This window comes from Streptococcus sp. HMSC074F05 (genome assembly GCF_001808725.1).
Taxonomy (GTDB): Bacteria; Bacillota; Bacilli; order Lactobacillales; family Streptococcaceae; genus Streptococcus; species Streptococcus parasanguinis_I.
Genome location: NZ_KV794411.1, coordinates 196,212 through 216,308 on the forward strand (window position 1 = coordinate 196,212; position 20,097 = coordinate 216,308).

At 43.3% G+C, this 20,097-nt stretch carries 18 protein-coding genes and 1 pseudogene; all 19 read left to right on the forward strand.

Features of this window, described 5'->3' with window-relative positions:
• On the forward strand, positions 1–4,894 hold a 4,894-nt coding region (locus HMPREF2685_RS04665; protein ID WP_186821438.1), incomplete at its 5' end, for a ZmpA/ZmpB/ZmpC family metallo-endopeptidase.
• A 228-nt stretch (positions 4,895–5,122) separates the two neighbouring features.
• On the forward strand, positions 5,123–5,323 hold the full coding sequence (locus tag HMPREF2685_RS04670) for a F0F1 ATP synthase subunit C (RefSeq protein ID WP_003006433.1): 201 nt from the start codon (positions 5,123–5,125) through the stop codon (positions 5,321–5,323).
• A 33-nt stretch (positions 5,324–5,356) separates the two neighbouring features.
• Positions 5,357–6,070 carry a F0F1 ATP synthase subunit A gene (gene atpB / locus HMPREF2685_RS04675; RefSeq protein WP_024055550.1) on the forward strand — a complete coding sequence of 238 codons (714 nt, stop codon included), beginning with the start codon at positions 5,357–5,359 and terminating at the stop codon, positions 6,068–6,070.
• A gap of 19 nt (positions 6,071–6,089) precedes the next feature.
• Positions 6,090–6,584 (forward strand): F0F1 ATP synthase subunit B, encoded by a 495-nt coding sequence (gene atpF, locus HMPREF2685_RS04680; protein ID WP_004219970.1) that lies wholly within the window; start codon positions 6,090–6,092, stop codon positions 6,582–6,584.
• Positions 6,584–7,120 carry a F0F1 ATP synthase subunit delta gene (locus tag HMPREF2685_RS04685; protein WP_024055549.1) on the forward strand — a complete coding sequence of 179 codons (537 nt, stop codon included), beginning with the start codon at positions 6,584–6,586 and terminating at the stop codon, positions 7,118–7,120. Before atpF ends, HMPREF2685_RS04685 begins: the two co-directional genes overlap by 1 nt.
• 15 nt (positions 7,121–7,135) lie before the next feature.
• The gene (gene atpA / locus HMPREF2685_RS04690) at positions 7,136–8,641 is read left to right on the forward strand and encodes a F0F1 ATP synthase subunit alpha (RefSeq protein WP_009732555.1); all 1,506 of its coding nucleotides are present in this window, start codon (positions 7,136–7,138) and stop codon (positions 8,639–8,641) included.
• Between the two features lie 15 nt (positions 8,642–8,656).
• The gene (locus HMPREF2685_RS04695; protein WP_013903320.1) at positions 8,657–9,538 is read left to right on the forward strand and encodes a F0F1 ATP synthase subunit gamma; all 882 of its coding nucleotides are present in this window, start codon (positions 8,657–8,659) and stop codon (positions 9,536–9,538) included.
• A gap of 85 nt (positions 9,539–9,623) precedes the next feature.
• Positions 9,624–11,030, forward strand: coding sequence for a F0F1 ATP synthase subunit beta (gene atpD / locus HMPREF2685_RS04700; RefSeq protein WP_013903321.1), 1,407 nt, complete (start codon positions 9,624–9,626; stop codon positions 11,028–11,030).
• Positions 11,031–11,043: 13 nt separating this feature from the next.
• Positions 11,044–11,463 (forward strand): F0F1 ATP synthase subunit epsilon, encoded by a 420-nt coding sequence (locus tag HMPREF2685_RS04705; RefSeq protein ID WP_049486330.1) that lies wholly within the window; start codon positions 11,044–11,046, stop codon positions 11,461–11,463.
• A gap of 98 nt (positions 11,464–11,561) precedes the next feature.
• Complete coding sequence (locus tag HMPREF2685_RS04710; protein ID WP_049486329.1) at positions 11,562–11,792, forward strand: DUF1146 family protein; 231 nt, start codon at positions 11,562–11,564, stop codon at positions 11,790–11,792.
• A gap of 66 nt (positions 11,793–11,858) precedes the next feature.
• Positions 11,859–13,142, forward strand: coding sequence for a UDP-N-acetylglucosamine 1-carboxyvinyltransferase (gene murA / locus HMPREF2685_RS04715; protein WP_049486328.1), 1,284 nt, complete (start codon positions 11,859–11,861; stop codon positions 13,140–13,142).
• Positions 13,132–13,320, forward strand: a complete 189-nt coding sequence (locus HMPREF2685_RS04720; protein ID WP_049486327.1) for a DNA-directed RNA polymerase subunit beta — start codon at positions 13,132–13,134, stop codon at positions 13,318–13,320. Before murA ends, HMPREF2685_RS04720 begins: the two co-directional genes overlap by 11 nt.
• Before the next feature lie 82 nt (positions 13,321–13,402).
• The gene (locus HMPREF2685_RS04725) at positions 13,403–14,242 is read left to right on the forward strand and encodes a DNA/RNA non-specific endonuclease (protein WP_070465613.1); all 840 of its coding nucleotides are present in this window, start codon (positions 13,403–13,405) and stop codon (positions 14,240–14,242) included.
• An 81-nt stretch (positions 14,243–14,323) separates the two neighbouring features.
• Complete coding sequence (locus HMPREF2685_RS04730) at positions 14,324–15,046, forward strand: M57 family metalloprotease (protein ID WP_070465615.1); 723 nt, start codon at positions 14,324–14,326, stop codon at positions 15,044–15,046.
• 104 nt (positions 15,047–15,150) lie between these two features.
• A complete protein-coding gene (locus HMPREF2685_RS04735) occupies positions 15,151–17,058 on the forward strand; it encodes an ABC-F family ATP-binding cassette domain-containing protein (RefSeq protein ID WP_070465619.1) in 1,908 nt (635 codons plus the stop codon).
• A 211-nt stretch (positions 17,059–17,269) separates the two neighbouring features.
• Entirely contained in the window at positions 17,270–17,623 is a 354-nt protein-coding gene (locus HMPREF2685_RS04740; protein WP_070465622.1) for a hypothetical protein, read from the forward strand.
• Between the two features lie 4 nt (positions 17,624–17,627).
• A complete protein-coding gene (locus tag HMPREF2685_RS04745) occupies positions 17,628–18,500 on the forward strand; it encodes an XRE/MutR family transcriptional regulator (RefSeq protein WP_070465625.1) in 873 nt (290 codons plus the stop codon).
• A 25-nt stretch (positions 18,501–18,525) separates the two neighbouring features.
• Positions 18,526–19,704 carry an MFS transporter gene (locus HMPREF2685_RS04750; RefSeq protein WP_070465628.1) on the forward strand — a complete coding sequence of 393 codons (1,179 nt, stop codon included), beginning with the start codon at positions 18,526–18,528 and terminating at the stop codon, positions 19,702–19,704.
• Between the two features lie 108 nt (positions 19,705–19,812).
• Positions 19,813–20,097 (forward strand): annotated as a pseudogene (locus HMPREF2685_RS04755) (MFS transporter); the annotation flags it as partial.

Here is a 20,097-nt window from a genome sequence, read left to right on the forward strand (position 1 = left end):
GAACCCAGCCTATACAGGTGTGGTGGAAGCCAAAGGAACACAAGAAGAAGGTCATGTCGGCGAAGCTCCTGTTCAACCGGAGAACCCAGCCTATACAGGTGTGGTGGAAGCTAAGGGAACACAGGAAGAAAGCCATGTCGGCGAAGCCCCTGTTCAACCGGAGAACCCAGAATATACCAGTGTAGTAGAAGCTAAGGGGACACAGGAAGAAGGCCATGTCGGCGAAGCTCCAATTCAACCGGAGAATCCAGCCTATACAGGTGTGGTGGAAGCAAAAGGGACACAGGAAGAAGGCCATGTCGGTGAAGCTCCTGTTCAACCGGAGAACCCAACCTATCAAGTAACGGAAGGGACGGTAACAGAGACAGAAACGGTAATCCTTCCATATGAAACAGAGTATGTAACGGATGCCAATCGTTACACAGATGAAGAAAGCCTTCTTCAGAAAGGCGAGGCTGGTAGCCAGGAGATTCGTCGTGTTTATAAGACGGTCAATGGTGAGAAGATTGGCGAACCCGTGAGCACGACAACTGAAACAGTAAAAGCTCCTGTGACAGAAAAAATTAGTCGTGGGACTAAGGCGATTGAAGGCCAAACAGAGGATGTTTCGTATGAGGAAATTCCATTTAAGACGGTAACCGAACAAGATGCCACCTTGCTAAAAGGATCCGAAAGGGTTTCTCAAGTCGGTAAAAATGGGAAGAAGAAAATCACCAAGGTTTACAAGACCATTAAGGGAGTTAAGACAACGGATGCTCCTACAATTTCCGAAGAAGTGGTAGAACAAGCGCAAGATCAGATCATTCAAAAAGGGACTAAAGAACTTGAAAAGCCAACCTTAACCTTGACCAACATTGATCAGGAAGAGTTGAAGCGCAGTGCCAAAGCTACTTATCATTTGGATAAACCAGACGGTGTGACCATCAAGTCCATCCAGGCTGTATTGAAGAAGGGTGATCAAGTGGTGAAAACCCTGACCCTTTCAGAGACGGACTTAGCAGCTGCTTTAGCGGACTTGGACTACTACAAGGATTATACGCTTGCAACGACCATGGTCTATGACCGTGGAAATGGGGATGAAGAAGAAGTTCTCAAGGAAGAACCACTGAGAATTGATCTTAAAAAAGTTGAAATCAAAAACATCAAGGAAACCAGTCTGATTAGCGTGGATGACCAAGGTCTTGAGACCGATAGCAGCCTCTTGTCTGAAACACCATCAGATGTGAAGCCTTACTACTTAAAGGTCACTACCCATGATAATAAGGTTACAAAACTAGCCGTTGATAAAATTGAAGAAGTGACGGTAGATGGCGCGACCCTCTACAAAGTAACAGCCAAAGCTCCTGATCTCATTCAACGGACTGCGGACAACCAGTTCAGTGAGGTCTATGTCCACTATATTGCGAAACCCAAAGCACATGAAGGTGATATCTACTACAATTTCAACGAACTTGTAAAAGCTATGCAAGCCAATCCGACTGGTACCTTTAAACTGGGTAGCAATATGAATGCGGCTAATGTCCAGCCAGCAGGGAAATCCTATGTGACCAATGCCTTCAAGGGAATTTTGGAAAGTACGGATGGGAATACATTTGCCATCCATAACATTACAAGACCATTGTTTGGGAACATCGAAGGTGGCTCGGTTAAGAATCTCTTGCTTGAAAATGTCAATATCGACCTACCTGGGACAGATCGAGTAGCCCCAATCGCAGGTGTTATCAAAAACAATGCAACTGTCGAGAATGTTAAAGTAACAGGAAGTGTTGTCGGGAACAATGACGTAGCAGGAATTGTCAATAAAATTGATGGTAGTGGGAAGGTCAGCAACGTTGCCTTTATCGGGAAACTGCACGCTGCTGGGAACAAAGGTGGCTATCTAGCGGGTGTTGTTGGCGAGAACTGGAAAGGTGTTGTTGAAAAAGCTTACGTTGATGCTGAAATCACTGGGAACAAAGCCAAAGCGGCAGGTCTCGTTTATTCCTCTCAAAATGGTGGAAATAACCACACAGTCGGTAAAGAAGGGGTTCTCAGAAACTCCGTTGCTAAAGGTTCAATTGAACTCAAAGAAGCGGTTCAATCTGGTGGATTACTAGGGACCAACTGGGCCTTGGGGACTATTGAAGACAACATCACCATGATGAAAGTCAAAACTGGTGAGATGGTCTTCGGACATTCGGATATCGACGCTGATGATTACTTCACCTATTCAAGAACCAAGCGCAATTACAGTGTGGAAGGCGTGAGTGAAGGGAAGAAAACCTTTAACAACTCCCGTAAAATCCCAAGCATCTCGCTGGCAGAAGCTGAGCAGAAAATCGAAGCAATGGGAATCACTGCTGATAAATTCACCAGCAGCAAACCGATTGAAGATACGCTCAATCACCTTGTTAGCAAAGACGATCAATACAAGGCCATCACTGCTTACGATGCGACTCGTGAGTTAGCTTACCGCAATATTGCTAAATTGCAACCATTCTACAACAAAGAATGGATTGTCGACCAAGGGAATAAATTGGCTGCAACGAGTCCTCTCTTGACCAAGGAAGTCTTGTCTGTGACCGCTATGAAGGGCAATGATTTTGTCACTAAACTAGCGGATGCGGATCACATCCTGATCCATTACGCGGATAAGACCAAAGATATCTTTAGCATGATGCCGAAAGATTCTAAGGTCAAACAAGTCAAAGAGTACAGTGTAGCAGAGCTCGGTGAAGTGATCTACACACCGAATATGGTGGACAAAGACCGGAGCGATCTCATTGGTGCCATCGTAGGAAAACTAAGTCCAGTAGAATTGCAATCAGATCCAATCTACACTCACTTAGGTCGAACAGGACCTAACAAAGTCAATGCCATCAAGAACCTTTACCTCGAAGAAAGCTTCCAAGAAGTCAAGGACAATCTGACTCACTTTGTCAAACAACTGGTTGAAAACCAAGATCATCAATTAAATACAGATGAAGCTGCCAAACGTGCGCTCATTAAGAAGATTGATGATAATAAGGCTGCTGTTCTTTTGGGTCTTTCTTACCTCAACCGTTATTACGGGGTGAAATTCGATAATGTCAATCTCAAGCAACTCATGTTGTTCAAGCCAGACTTCTATGGGAAGAATGTTGATGTCTTAGACCGCTTGATTGAAATCGGCTCAAAAGAAGACTACATCAAAGGGACTCGTACCCACGATGCTTTCCGTGAAGTCGTGGCTAAATCGACTCTTTCTGGCAACCTCAATGACTTCTTGAAGTACAATATGGAGCTCTTTACAAAAGAGACAGACTTGAACGATTGGTTCATCAAAGCAACCAAAGACAATGTCTATATTGTGGAGCGTGAGACGACCAATCCAGCATTCGCGTCTGCTAAACACAGAGCCTATGAGGGCTTAAACAATGATGTTCACGGTAAAATGATCTTGCCACTCTTGAACTTAAAAGATGCTCATATGTTCTTGATTTCAACTTACAACACTATGGCCTATAGTTCCTTCGAGAAATATGGCAAGAACACGGAAGCAGAACGCAATGCCTTCAAAGAGGAAATTGACAAGGTAGCGAAAGGCCAACAGAATTACCTAGATTTCTGGTCACGTCTAGCAACGGATAAGGTTCGCAATCAGCTCTTGAAGAGCAACAATATGGTGCCGACCCCTGTCCTTGATAACCAAAACTACAAGGGCATTAGTACAGACCGTTATGGACATACCAACAGTGGCAAGGATGTGGCTCCAATCCGTGAATTGTATGGTCCAACCGATCGTTACCATGCGACAGATTGGCGGATGGGAGCAGTGGCGCGAATTTACGGAAATCCATATAAAGATGACTCTGTCTTCTTCATGGTGACCGATATGATCAGTGACTTTGGGGTCTCTGCCTTCACGCACGAAACGACGCACGTCAATGACCGTATGGTTTACTTAGGTGGTTGGAGACACCGCGAAGGAACTGATATTGAAGCCTTTGCCCAAGGAATGTTGCAAACACCATCCGTATCCAATCCAAACGGGGAATACAAGGCCTTAGGTCTCAACATGGCCTATGAGCGTCCTAACGATGGAAACCAATGGTACAATACCAATCCAAATGATTTGAAGTCACGTGACGAAATTGATCGGTATATGAAAGGCTATAATGACACTCTCATGCTTCTGGATTACCTAGAAGGAGAAGCCGTCCTCAATAAAGGCAGTCAAGACTTGAACAATGCATGGTTCAAGAAGGTTGATAAACAATACCGAGGGGCTAATACCAAGAATCAATTTGATAAGGTGCGTCCTTTGAGTGATGAGGAAAAAGCCATCACCTTACATTCAGTAGATGATCTCATCACCAACAACTTCATGACCAATCGTGGTCCTGGAAATGGTGTCTATAATCCATTAGACTTTGGCTCAGCCTATGTGACGGTGCCGATGATGACAGGGATCTATGGTGGAAACACCAGTGAAGGGGCTCCTGGAGCCATGTCCTTCAAACACAATACCTTTAGACTCTGGGGCTACTATGGTTATGAAAAAGGCTTCTTAGGCTATGCTTCAAACAAGTATAAACAAGAATCCAAACAAGCAGGTCATGCGACTCTAGGGGATGATTACATCATTCAAAAGATTTCTGATGGGAAATTCAGTACCCTTGAAGACTGGAAGAAAGCCTACTTCAATGAAGTGGTAACCAGTGCCAAAAATGGACTTCAGGCTATTGAAGTGGATGGGACTACTTATAGCTCTTATGAGGACTTAAAACAAGCCTTTGCAACTGCGGTTGAAAAAGATCAGGCCAGTTTGAAGAATGGTTCTGTCAAATTTGACAATACCCTTGCCTTGAAAGAAAAAATCTTTAAGAAATTACTGCAACAAACAGACAGTTTCAAAACGTCTATCTTTAAATAATCGAATTCTCTCATCTGCTGAGCAGGTGAGAGTTTTTTAGAAGAAAAAATGAATAGAGGTGGACAAAGCGACTAAAAATTAAAAGAAATCAATCGTAGATAGGAAAAATTATCATATTAAAAAAATAACGTAATTTCACTAAAACGCTTACTTTTATAGGAAATATTTGACTATTATATCTTTTAGGAGTAAACTAAGGAAGTAAAATTTATAAAAGGAGAATTCATCATGAATTTAACATTTTTAGGTCTTTGTTTAGCCTGTTTTGGTGTATCACTGGCAGAAGGTTTGATGATGAGTAGCTTATTGAAATCTGCGTCTCGTCAACCAGAAATTATCGGTCAATTGCGTAGCCTCTTGATTCTTGGTGTTGCCTTTGTCGAAGGTACTTTCTTCGTAACCTTGGTTATGGCCTTTATTATCAAATAGACGCTTCTATTTTAGAAAAGGAGGTGTCAAACCTTGGAAGAAAGTATCAATCCAACGATTACTCTTGGACCTGTATCTTTTAATTTGACCCTACTTGCTATGACCCTGATTTCTGTTTTCGCCGTTTTTGGCTTCATTTATTGGGCCAGTCGAAAAATGTCGATCCGACCAAAAGGCAAACAAAATGTGCTGGAATACGCATATGACTTTGTCGTAGGCTTTACAAAAGGAAATATTGGGGAACATTACATAAAGGACTATTCCTTGTTCTTGTTTGTTCTTTTCCTCTTTCTTTTAGTAGCCAATAACATTGGATTGATGGCTAAAATCGAAACGACCAATGGTTACAATTTGTGGACATCACCAACCGCTAACCTGGGTTATGACTTTGCCTTTTCATTTTTGATCACCTTAATCGCCCATGTAGAAGGAATTCGCAGACGTGGTGTGAAGGAATATTTAAAGGCTTTTGTGACACCCGGATTTATGACCCCCATGAATATTTTGGAAGAATTAACGAACTTTGCCTCCTTGGCACTTCGGATCTTCGGAAATATCTTTGCGGGTGAGGTACTAGCAAGCTTGCTTGTGACTTTGTCGCATCAAGCTGTTTATTGGTATCCATTTGCCTTTATTGGAAGCATGGCGTGGACAGCGTTTTCGATTTTCATTTCATGTATCCAAGCCTATGTGTTTACCATGTTGTCATCAATTTATATTGGTAAGAAAATTAATGGTGAAGAGTAAGTAGAGGAGGAGTAGAAGAATGCATGTATCAATGAGTGAAATTATTGGTAACTTTATTCTCATTGCTGGTTCCTTCCTATTATTAATCTTTTTAATAAAGAAATTTGCATGGAACAATATCAATGGAATTTTAGAAGCGCGTGCCAAAAAGATTACAGATGATATTGATGGAGCAGAATCAGCTCGTCAAAAAGCTGAGGAACTAGCAAGTAAACGTGAAGAAGAGTTGGCAGGTAGCCGCAAAGAAGCTGCGTCTATCGTCGAAAATGCAAAGGAAACTGCAGAAAAGAATAAATCTCAGATCCTTTCAGAAGCCACTCAAGAAGCAGTACGTTTGAAAGAAAAAGCGCAACAAGAAATTGCGCATAACAAAGAAGAAGCATTGAACAGTATCAAAGGTGATGTGGCAGATCTCACTGTCAATCTTGCCAGCAAATTGTTGAGCCAACAGCTGGATGCTGAAGGTCAACGCCAACTGATCGATCGCTATCTTGATGAATTAGGAGAAGCCTAATGGACAAAAAGCAACTGATGGTGATTGAGAAATATACCCAGCCTTTTGTTCAATTGGTCTTTGAAAAAGGAGAACAAGACCTAGTCTTTGAAAAATTGACTCAAATCAAGGGTATTTTTGAAGAGACTGGACTTGCTAACTTCTTAGCTCATATCGGTGTAGAGGATGAAGAGAAAGCAAAAAGTCTCAGACTTTTTCAACCCTCGGATTCACAATTACTCGACCATTTGATTGAAGTGGTTATTCTCAATCATCGTGAAGCCTTATTTTATGACATTGTAACGATTTGTTTGGATCAGATTCAACTGTTGAGCAACGCTTTTGTCGTCACTGTTACGACGGTTGCTGGTTTGGATCCTGTTCAAGAGCAAAAGCTAATCCCCATTATCGAAAGAAAATTTGGGATTCAAGTTCGCTCGATCCAACAAAAGATCGATCCAGATTTAATTGGTGGCTTTGTCGTGACAGCCAATCATAAAACGTTGGATACCAGTCTCAAACACCAATTGCAAGTTATAAAATCTAAATTGAAATAGAAAGTGGTGTGAATTTTGGCGATTAACGCACAAGAAATCAGCGCTTTAATTAAGCAACAAATTGAAAATTTCAAGCCAAACTTTGACGTCACTGAGACAGGTGTTGTAACCTACATTGGTGACGGGATTGCCCGTGCTCATGGTCTTGAAAATGCCATGAGTGGTGAGTTGTTAATCTTTGAAAATGGCTCATACGGGATGGCCCAAAACTTAGAGACAACGGATGTCGGGATCATCATCTTGGGTGATTTCACGGATATTCGTGAAGGAGACTCTGTCCGTCGTACAGGTAAAATCATGGAAGTCCCTGCAGGGGATGCCTTGATTGGTCGTGTTGTCAACCCACTTGGCCAACCAGTAGATGGTTTGGGTGAGATTGTGACAGATAAATTCCGTCCAGTTGAAACACCAGCTCCTGGTGTTATGCAACGGAAATCTGTCTCAGAACCCCTACAAACTGGTTTGAAAGCCATTGATGCCCTTGTTCCAATTGGACGCGGTCAACGGGAATTGATCATCGGGGACCGTCAAACAGGGAAAACTTCGATTGCCATCGATACCATTTTGAACCAAAAGGGTCAAGACATGATCTGTATCTATGTGGCGATTGGTCAAAAAGAATCAACAGTTCGTACGCAAGTAGAAACTCTCCGTAAATACGGAGCTATGGATTATACGATTGTGGTAACCGCTTCGGCTTCTCAACCGTCTCCATTGCTTTATTTGGCACCTTATGCTGGGGTTGCCATGGCAGAAGAGTTCATGTATAACGGTAAACATGTTTTGATCGTCTATGATGATTTGTCAAAACAAGCCGTAGCTTACCGTGAATTGTCCCTTCTTCTCCGTCGTCCACCAGGACGTGAAGCCTTCCCAGGGGATGTCTTCTATCTCCACAGCCGTTTGTTGGAACGTTCTGCGAAAGTTTCGGATGAATTGGGTGGGGGTTCTATTACAGCTCTTCCAATCATTGAAACCCAAGCAGGGGACATCTCCGCTTATATCGCAACCAATGTGATTTCGATCACAGACGGACAAATCTTCTTGCAAGATAGTTTGTTTAATGCCGGTATTCGTCCAGCCATTGATGCCGGATCTTCTGTTTCCCGGGTTGGTGGATCTGCTCAAATCAAGGCTATGAAGAAAGTTGCGGGTACCCTTCGTATCGACCTCGCTTCCTACCGTGAGTTGGAAGCCTTCACGAAATTTGGTAGTGATTTGGATGCTGCGACTCAAGCGAAATTGAACCGTGGTCGTCGGACAGTGGAAGTCTTGAAACAACCTGTTCATGAACCATTGACAGTTGAAAAACAAGTCGTGATCTTGTATGCCTTGACTCATGGTTTCTTAGATAGTGTTCCAGTAGACGACATTCTTCGTTTCCAAGAAGAGTTGTTTGATTACTTTGAAGCACATTATCATCAAATCTTTGAGACGATTCGTTCGACACATGATCTTCCAGCAGAAGAAGAACTGGATGCAGCCCTTACTGAATTTGTCAACCAGTCAAATTTCAAATAGAAATAGGAGTGGAAGATGGCAGTTTCATTAAATGATATTAAAAATAAAATTGCATCCACAAAAAACACCAGTCAAATCACCAATGCCATGCAGATGGTGTCCGCTGCCAAACTTGGTAAATCTGAGCAGGCAGCCAAGGATTTTCAGGTTTATGCTGCTAAGGTACGTAAGTTATTAACAGACTTGCTCCATGGACATGAAACAGAAAATACCAAGTCCCATCCGATGTTGGTGAGTCGCCCGGTAAAAAAGACAGCTTATATCGTGATTACATCCGATCGTGGTTTGGTTGGAGGTTACAATGCCTCCATCCTTAAAACCATGATGGAAATGAAGGCAGAATACCATCCAACTGGAGATGACTTTGAAGTGATCTGTATTGGAAGCGTCGGTGCGGATTTCTTCCGTGCCCGTGGGATTCAGCCGGTTTATGAATTGCGTGGTTTGCCTGATCAGCCTAGCTTTAAGGAAGTTCGCAAGATCATTTCGAAAACAGTCCAAATGTATCAAGAAGGCTTGTTTGATGAGTTGTACGTCTGTTACAACCACCACGTCAACAGTTTGACGAGTCAAATGCGGGTGGAACAAATGCTTCCAATTATTGATTTGGACCCAAATGAAGCGGATGAGGACTATGTATTGAATCTAGAATTGGAATCTAGTCGAGATGCCATTTTGGATCAATTGCTTCCTCAATTTGCTGAAAGCATGATCTATGGTGCCATTATTGATGCTAAAACAGCTGAAAATGCTGCGGGGATGATGGCCATGCAAACTGCAACAGACAATGCCAAGAAAGTCATTGATGAATTAACGATTCAATACAACCGTGCTCGTCAAGCAGCGATTACACAAGAAATTACCGAAATCGTTGCAGGTGCTAGCGCCCTTGAATAGTTGTCGGATACAATTTTAAATACAAAAACAGATGCTTGAAAGAGAACTTTTGAGCAGTAGAAATTACTTAGAATAGGAGAATGACATGAGTTTAGGCAAAATTTCTCAGGTCGTAGGTCCCGTCGTAGACGTTGCCTTTTCCGTTGGAGATAAACTTCCTGAGATCAATAATGCGCTTGTAGTCTATAAAAATGACCAACAAAAATCAAAAGTCGTTCTTGAAGTAGCTTTGGAACTTGGTGATGGGGTCGTACGGACCATCGCCATGGAATCAACCGATGGTTTAACACGTGGAATGGAAGTCTTGGACACAGGTCGTCCAATCTCTGTTCCAGTCGGAAAAGAAACCTTGGGACGTGTCTTCAATGTTCTTGGAGATACCATTGACTTGGATCAACCTTTTGCTGAGGATGCTCCTCGTGACTCCATCCACAAAAAAGCTCCATCCTTTGACGAGCTCTCTACTTCAGAAGAAATTCTTGAAACAGGGATCAAGGTCATTGACCTCTTAGCCCCTTATTTGAAAGGTGGGAAGGTCGGACTCTTCGGTGGTGCCGGAGTTGGGAAGACTGTCTTGATTCAAGAATTAATCCATAATATTGCCCAAGAACACGGTGGTATTTCTGTATTTACCGGTGTTGGGGAACGGACACGTGAAGGGAATGACCTTTACTGGGAAATGAAAGAATCTGGCGTTATTGAAAAAACAGCCATGGTCTTTGGACAAATGAATGAGCCACCTGGAGCACGGATGCGTGTTGCTTTGACTGGTTTGACCATTGCGGAATACTTCCGTGATGTCGAAGGTCAGGACGTTCTCTTGTTTATCGACAATATCTTCCGTTTCACCCAAGCCGGATCTGAAGTATCAGCCCTTTTGGGACGGATGCCTTCAGCCGTTGGTTACCAACCTACTTTGGCAACTGAAATGGGGCAATTGCAAGAACGGATTACGTCAACCAAGAAAGGTTCTGTTACATCCATTCAAGCCATCTATGTGCCAGCCGATGACTATACAGACCCAGCGCCAGCAACCGCCTTTGCCCACTTGGATTCAACAACCAACTTGGAACGTAAATTGGTACAATTGGGGATCTACCCTGCGGTGGACCCATTGGCATCAAGCTCACGTGCCCTTTCTCCAGAAATCGTAGGAGAAGAACACTATGCAGTAGCATCTGAGGTCAAACGTGTCCTTCAGCGTTACCATGAATTGCAAGATATCATTGCGATCTTGGGGATGGATGAATTGTCTGACGAAGAAAAGACCTTGGTTGCTCGTGCTCGCCGGATCCAATTCTTCTTGTCACAAAACTTCAACGTTGCGGAACAATTTACCGGTCAACCTGGTTCATACGTACCTGTTGCAGAAACTGTTCGTGGTTTTAAAGAAATCTTGGACGGAAAATATGACCATCTTCCTGAAGATGCCTTCCGTGGTGTTGGATCGATCGAAGATGTGATTGCCAAAGCTGAAAAAATGGGATTCTAAGAAGAGGTGAAAGATGAGTCAAATGAACGTCCAAATCGTTACACCGGATGGACTGGTTTATGATCATCATGCCGCATTTGTATCTGTCAAGACAATTGATGGTGAATTAGGGATTTTACCTCATCATATCAATACCATTGCGGTTTTGGCTGTAGACCAAGTAAAGGTTCGTCGTGTCGACGATGACAAACATATTGATTGGATTGCAGTCAATGGGGGGATTATCGAAGTAGCAGGTAATCTCATTACCATTGTTGCCGATTCTGCCGAACGTGCTCGAGATATCGACATTAGTCGTGCAGAACGTGCCAAACTGCGAGCTGAAAAAGCGATTGAAGAAGCCAAAGATCAGCATTCGGTTGATATGGAACGTCGTGCTAAAATTGCTCTTCAACGCGCCATTAACCGGATTAATGTCGGAAATCGTTTATAACATATTAAAAAATAAGGTAGAGGTCTTGTCCTCGCCTTATTTTTGTTGAGTGAGAATCAAAAGAAGAAAGTGAGAATCAAATATGGTATAATAGCTGTATGATCCAAATGATTTTTAACTTTTCAAGCCATTTATTGTTTATCTTTTTTGCCTATTACCTATTGTTGAACCTGGTTCAATGGGAAAAGTTTTTAAAAGTAAGTACTGAAAATGCTGTTAAAATCCGTTTTTTGATCTTGATGCTCAGCATTGGAATCGGCTATCTAACCAGCTCATTTTTTATCAGCGTGTATGAGATGAGTCGGCAGATTTTTATTGGCCAATTCTAGCCACATTTTATCAAAAATATGGTATGATAGAAGTCGTGACTTTAAGAAATTGGAGAACAATCCCGTATGGAAAAAATAATCGTTAATGGTGGAAATAATCGACTAGTTGGAACTGTCAAAATCGAAGGAGCAAAAAACGCTGTCCTTCCGCTTCTTGCTGCAACAGTCCTTGCAAGTGAGGGCGTGACGACCTTAAAAAACGTCCCTGTTTTATCAGATGTCTTCACAATGAACAATGTCGTTCGTGGCTTGAATGCACAAGTGACCTTCAATGAAGAAGAAAATACGGTTGTCGTAGATGCGCAAGATAAATTATCAGAGGAAGCGCCTTATAAGTATGTGAGCAAGATGCGGGCCTCTATCGTTGTCTTGGGTCCTGTCTTGGCACGCAATGGCCATGCCAAGGTTTCCATGCCTGGAGGCTGTACGATCGGTAGTCGTCCAATAGACCTCCATCTCAAAGGTCTGGAAGCCATGGGGGCTGAAATTACACAAACGGCCGGCTATATTGAAGCGAAAGCAGATCGTCTCAAGGGAGCACATATCTATATGGACTTCCCATCAGTAGGGGCAACACAAAATATTATGATGGCTGCAACCTTGGCTGATGGAGTCACCGTGATTGAAAATGCTGCGCGGGAACCTGAGATTGTTGACCTAGCTCTTTTACTCAACAAAATGGGAGCTAATGTCAAGGGGGCAGGAACTGAGACCTTAACCATCGTCGGTGTGGAGAGCTTGCATGGGGCAGACCACAATGTTGTGCAAGACCGCATCGAAGCTGGAACCTTTATGATTGGGGCAGCCATGACCGGTGGAGATGTCTTGATCGAAGATGCCATTTGGGAACACAATCGTCCGCTGCTGTCTAAGATGCAGGAGATGGGCGTGAAGGTAACCGAAGAAGAAAATGGAATTCGGATTCAATCGGATATCAGTAAGCTCCGTCCAGTGACTGTTAAAACTCTTCCGTACCCAGGATTCCCAACTGATATGCAGGCTCAATTTACAGCCTTGATGGCCATGGCTAAGGGTGAGTCCACCATGATTGAAACCGTCTTTGAGAATCGTTTCCAACATTTGGAAGAAATGCGTCGAATGGGCGTTCACTCAGATATTATGCGGGATACAGCTCGTATCGTAGGAGGTGAAAGCTTCCAAGGTGCAGAGGTCATGTCGACCGATTTGCGCGCGAGTGCAACGCTTGTCTTGATGGGCTTAGTGGCAGAAGGAGAAACAAAGGTCAGCAAATTAAGTCACTTAGACCGTGGTTATTATCAATTCCATGAGAAATTGGTGGCACTTGGTGCAGACGTGAAACGTGTAGAGGAAGAAGACGATGAAAACTAATCTTCGCTATGTTGGAAAACAGCTAGGAATTGTCCTCCTGTTGGCTGTGATTGGCATCATCATTTTTGCAATTGGTTTGGTCATTGGTTATGGAGTGATTGGCGATGGAAAAAATCCATGGTCCATTCTCTCTCCGGATACTTGGTCAGAAATCATTGGAAAGCTAACCGGCAAATAAGATTTAAATAACATTGAGTAAAAAGGAGAGCAGCGAATCGAGTCAGTGACCCATCTAGCGCTGCTCTTTTTTGGAGAGAGGTATGGCAAAACAAACAGTAAGCAAACGAACCAAACAAACACTAGCAGGTTTTGTGGTGGCAACGGCCCTAGCTATTGGTGGCTATTATTTTAATCAACCGACGGTAAAAGAAGCGACAGATCAGGTTGTTTCGGTGGTGACCAGTAGCCAAGAGGAAACACCTAGTAAAGAGTTAGCTAGCTCTGTATTAACGAAATCTGCCCGTTCACAATTGGGAAATGACTTGGAATGGAATGGCGCTGGATCCTTTGTCGTTAAGGGGAATCGGACAGATCTGGATGCCAGTGTGGCTAGTCAACCCTATGCGGATAACAAGACAAAAGAAGTCAATGGAAAGACCGTACCGACAGTTGCCAATGCCATCATGACTAAGGCGACTCGTCAGTACAGAGATCGCGATGCAACAGGAAGTGGCCTAACCGATTGGAAACCTGCTGGTTGGCATCAGGTTCATAATCTGTCAGGCGAGTACGACCATGCTGTGGATCGGGGTCATCTATTGGGTTACGCCTTGATCGGCAATCTCAAAGGCTTTGACGCTTCTACTAGCAATCCCAAAAATATCGCCGTGCAAACGGCTTGGTCCAATCAAGCCAATGATCCTCATTCCACTGGTCAAAACTACTATGAGACCCTGGTTCGAAAAGCCTTAGATAAGAACAAGCGGGTCCGCTATCGGGTCACTTTGATCTACAATCAGCCGGAAGATCTGATTCCTTTAGGTTCTCACATCGAAGCCAAATCGAGTGACGGGACTCTTGAGTTCAATGTCTTTGTTCCCAATGTTCAAAGTGGAATGAGCCTGGATTACCAGACAGGAAAAGTAACCATCCATCAATAAGCAAAAAAGCAGGTTTATTTAAGTTATTTTTAAGCATGGAGTGTTACAATTGCATACCTTCTTTAAGAGAAAGGAGAATGTATGAGAACTATTTTTCGGTTTTTCAGAGGAATCCTTCGCATGGCTTGGAGTCTCTTTTGGGGATTTTTCTGGACCATTGCGATCAGTTTTCTCATCCTTGTGGGGATCATCTATTTCACAGATTCTCCTAGTTCTGGTATGGATGGGGTTGGGCGAGCTGCCCAAAAGGTTGTCTATCAAGTTGGAAATTTATTTGGTGATCAGGGCTTTGTATCGCGCTTTGGGATGGCACCTAGCTCACAGACGACGCAGACGGACAATCATGAGCATAGTGGTGCTCGCTGGGAAAAAGCAGAGGCCACGGTTTATCTAGATCCCAATATCAGTCAAACTTTTATAAAAGCCTATCGGGATGCCATTGAGGCTTGGAACCAAACAGGTGCCTTTACTTTCAAGCTGGTCACAAATGAAAAAGAAGCCAATGTGGTCTTGACCGAGATGGACAACGCATCCGTTTCTGCAGCAGGAGAGACTGCCTCTCAAACTAACCTCTTAACCAATCGGTTCACCCACATCACAGTTCGCCTCAATCGCCATTATCTGTTAAATTATATCTATAACTATAGTTATGATCGGATTGTCAATACAGCTGAGCATGAACTAGGCCATGCGATTGGGTTGGACCACACAGATGGAGAATCGGTCATGCAACCAGCTGGCTCTTTCTACAGTATCCAGGATTCAGATGTAGAAGCAGTCCGACAATTATACAAGGAAGAATGAGTTTAAAAATACTTGCTAAAAGTTCTGGGCCTCAAGGGGCTCGGGATTTTTTTGATGCTTCGTCTTCCCTTGTTTAATCCGTAAAAAGATAGTAAAATAGGAACATGATTATTTTACAAGCCAACAAAATTGAACGCTCTTTTGCAGGGGAGGTTCTTTTTGATAATATCAGCCTGCAAGTGGATGAACGGGACCGGATTGCCCTGGTTGGAAAGAACGGAGCCGGTAAGTCCACGCTCTTAAAAATCTTGGTGGGAGAAGAAGAGCCGACTTCTGGGGAAATCAATAAAAAGCGCGACCTTTCTCTTTCCTATCTAGCCCAGGATAGTCGCTTTGAGTCGTCCAATACCATCTACGATGAGATGCTTCATGTCTTTGACGATCTTCGTAAGACGGAGAAAAGTTTGCGGCAGATGGAGCTGGAGATGGGGGAAAAAACTGGGGCTGACTTGGACAAACTCATGCTGGATTATGACCGTTTATCGGAAGAATTCCGTCAAGCTGGTGGTTTCACCTATGAGGCAGATATTCGCGCGATTCTCAACGGCTTCAAGTTCGATGAGTCCATGTGGCAGATGAAGATTGAAGAGCTGTCTGGAGGGCAAAACACCCGTCTAGCCCTAGCCAAGATGCTCTTGGAGAAGCCAAATCTCTTGGTACTGGACGAGCCGACCAACCACTTGGATATTGAGACCATTGCCTGGTTGGAAAATTACTTGGTCAATTATAGCGGGGCCCTTCTCATTGTCAGCCACGATCGGTATTTCTTAGACAAGGTCGCAACCATTACTTTGGATTTGACCAAGCATTCTTTAGATCGCTATGTCGGCAATTACTCCAGCTTTGTCGAGCAAAAAGAGCAAAAGCTTCTGACCGAAGCCAAGAACTACGAGAAGCAACAAAAAGAAATTGCAGCGCTTGAAGACTTTGTCAACCGTAATTTGGTGAGGGCGTCGACTACCAAACGGGCCCAGTCTCGTCGCAAGCAGTTGGAAAAAATGGAGCGCCTAGACAAGCCCGAAGCTGGGACCAAGTCTGCCCATATGACCTTCCATTCTGATAAGGCCTCTGGTAATGTCGTTTTGACAGTAGAAGAGGCGGCCGTTGGCTATGATGATCAAATCCTGTCCGAGCCGATCAATCTGGATATCCGTAAGATGAATGCGGTCGCTATTGTCGGACCAAATGGGATCGGGAAATCTACTCTTATCAAGTCTATTGTCGGGCAGATTCCTTTTATCAAGGGGGAAGCCCGTTTTGGGGCCAATGTCGAGGTGGGCTACTATGACCAGACCCAAAGTAAACTAACCCCTCACAATAGTGTCTTGGATGAGCTCTGGAATGACTTTAAACTGACACCAGAAGTAGAAATTCGTAATCGCCTAGGAGCCTTCCTTTTCTCAGGGGACGATGTCAAGAAAACCGTCGGCATGCTGTCAGGTGGAGAGCGGGCGCGTCTACTCTTGGCCAAGCTGTCCATGGAAAACAACAATTTCTTGATTCTCGATGAGCCGACCAACCACTTGGACATTGATAGCAAGGAAGTACTGGAAAATGCCTTGATTGATTTTGATGGGACCCTGCTCTTTGTCAGCCACGACCGCTACTTTATCAATCGGGTGGCTACACAGGTTTTGGAACTCTCAGAAGAGGGCTCGACCCTTTACCTAGGAGACTATGACTATTATCTGGAGAAGAAAGCAGAGTTAGAGGCCCTTGCTGCAGCGCAAGCAGAAGCTGAGCCCGCTTCTTCAACGGAAGAAGTCACTGGCAATGACTATCACCTGCAAAAGCAAAATCAAAAGGAACTCCGCAAAATCACCCGCCGCATTGAGCAATTGGAAGCAGAGATGGAAGAGCTAGATCAAAAAATCCAAGACATCACCGAAACCATGCATAGCACCAACGATGCAGCCGACTTAGTTCAACTCCAGAGTGACCTGGACCAACTGACTGTCCAGCAGGAAGCAGTTATGGAAGAATGGGCAGAACTGTCAGAGCAGGTGGAATAAATGGAAGATTTAGGCAAAGTTTTTCGGGAATTTCGAATCAGTAAAAATTATTCGTTAAAAGAAGCTGTAGGCCACCAATGAAACCGGCGAACTCATGGAGAGCCAGCAGCAAATCGACCAGCTGACCGCCGCCCAAGAAGAAGCCATGATAGAATGGGAAGAATTAGCGGAGAAAGTGTAGTTTTCTAATTTGCCTAAGGAGAACATTGTGATGACTGAAAATGATTGGTTTATGAAGCAGATTAAAGGTGTAGCCGATATAATTGGTACAACTTTGCGCCTGCAGATTCAGAATTTAGATTTGGGGCAGTATGAGGATGAGGAAGGAAAACTCATCAACGGGAATCACTATCTTCAGCAAGTTTTAGAAGAGCAGCGCTTTACAGAGGCCATTTCTTTTGTTGAAGAGCAGATGAAACGCCTACCTCTTCATCAGTATGATCTATTGGTTGATTGGCTGATTTCTTACTTAAGACAATTAGATGTTTCCGTTAAAGAAGATCACGGATTCTACGAAGGATACTTGCAAGAGTTAGAAAGGTACTTAAAGGAATTTAAGTGGTAATCAAATGGAAGATTTAGGCAAAGTTTTTCGTGAATTTCGAATCAGTAAGAATTATTCGTTAAAAGAAGCTGCGGGAGAAGCTTGCTCGACCTCCCAGTTATCCCGTTTTGAATTGGGGATGTCGGATCTGGCTACGTCGCGCTTCTTTGAAATTTTGGACAATATCCATGTGACTGTTGAGAATTTTATGGATAAGGCCAGAAATTTCCAACACCATGAGCATGTGGCCTTGATGGCTCAGATTATTCCGCTTTACTACTCAAATGATATTGCTGGTTTTCAAAGGCTTCAAGGAGAACAACTTGAAAAGTCTACAAGTTCGACCAATCCCCTCTATTTTGAATTGAACTGGATTTTGTTACAAGGCTTGATTTGCCAGAGAGATGCCAGCTACACGATGAAGCAAAGTGATCTGGACAAGGTGGCGGATTATCTCTTTCAGACGGAAGAATGGACCATGTATGAGTTGATCCTCTTTGGCAATCTTTATAGCTTTTATGATGTGGATTATGTCACTCGGCTTGGTAGAGAAGTGATGGAGCGGGAAGATTTCTACAAGGAAATTGGTCGCCATCGAAAACTGGTCTTGATTCTAGCCCTCAATTGTTACCAGCATTGTTTAGAACACCGTTCTTTTGAAAGTGCTAGTTATTTTGAAGCCTATGTGGAAAAGATTATCGGCAAGAGCATCAAACTCTACGAGCGCAATGTCTTTCATTACCTCAAGGGATTTGCCCTCTATCAGAAGGGGCAAGAGAAAGAAGGGAGTCAGCAAATGCAAGAGGCTATGCATATTTTTGGTGTGCTAGGTCTTCCAGAGCAGGTAGCTTACTATCAAGAACACTTTGATAAATTTGTAATAGATGAATGTCCCTAAATAGGACAGTGATAAAGGAGATTTTATGAACCGACATGCGGTACAATTAATTAGTCGTGGAGCTATTAACAAAATTGGAAATATGCTCTATGACTATGGAAATAGTGTCTGGCTGGCTTCGATGGGGACTATAGGAAAGACGGTATTAGGGATCTATCAAATTTCTGAGTTAGTGACAGGGATTCTCGTGAATCCTTTTGGAGGAGTGATTTCAGACCGTTTTTCTCGTCGCAAGATTTTGATGACGACCGACCTGGTTTGTGGACTCCTTTGTTTGGCGATTTCTTTTATCACAAATGATAGCTTGATGATTGCGGCTCTTATTTTTGCCAATATTGTTCAGGCCATTGCCTTTGGTTTTTCTCGACCTGCCAATAAAGCCATTATTACCGAGGTAGTAGAGAAAGACGAGATTGTGACCTATAACGCCCACTTGGAGTTAGTCTTACAGGTTGTTAGTGTCTGTTCACCTGTTTTTTCTTTCCTAGTTCTACAATTTGCCAGTCTTCATATGACCCTCTTATTAGATGCACTGACCTTTTTCATTGCCTTTGTCCTAGTGGCTTTCCTTCCGAAAGAAGAAGCTAAGGTTCAAGAGAGGAAACAGTTTACCGGGAAAGATATTTTTTCTGATATCAAGGATGGGTTAGACTATATCTGGCATCAGAAAGAGATTTTCTTTCTCTTATTAGTGGCTTCTAGCGTCAATTTCTTTTTTGCGGCTTTTGAGTTTTTACTTCCCTTCTCGAATCGTCTATACGGGGTTAAAGGAGCTTATGCGACTATTTTAACGCTGGGAGCTATTGGATCTATTCTAGGAGCACTTGTTGCCAATAAAATGAAATCAAGTATGAAAATTCTCCTGTTTTTACTGATCATGGCAGGGATAGGAGTGTTCATAATGGGCTTGCCCCTTCCGCCTTATCTTTCCTTTTCAGGAAATTTGGTCTGTGAATTTTTTGTGACCATTTTCGACATCCACGTTTTTACTCAAGTACAAACCAAGGTGGAAGATGATTATCTAGGTAGAGTATTGAGCACAATTTATACCTTGGCTGTTCTCTTTATGCCCATCGCCAAAGGGTTGATGACTTGGTTGCCAAGCGTCCGTATGAAATCATTTCTCTTGATTGGAGCTGGGGTTATTCTCTTTTCACTCTTGGCTCAGCTAGTAGCTAAGCAACTTCAATCAAAAGAACAGTAGGGATCCTTTGATAAATTTGTAAAGCATTAATTTTCCCAAATAGGGGACAAAATGAAAACCTCTTTCATGAACTGATACAATAGTTTCAGAAAATGAAGGAGGTTTTTTATGAATCGACATGCTATCCAGTTGATTGCTCGTGGGGCGATCAATAGAATGGGAAATATGCTCTATGACTATGGGAACAGTGTTTGGCTGGCTTCGATGGGGACGGTAGGAAAGACAGTGTTGGGGATTTATCAGATTTCTGAACTCGTCACCTCCATTCTAGTCAATCCATTTGGAGGCGTGATCTCAGACCGTTTTTCCCGTCGCAAGATTTTGATGACGACCGACTTGGTTTGTGGTCTCCTTTGTTTGGGAATTTCTTTTATCACAAATGATAGCTTGATG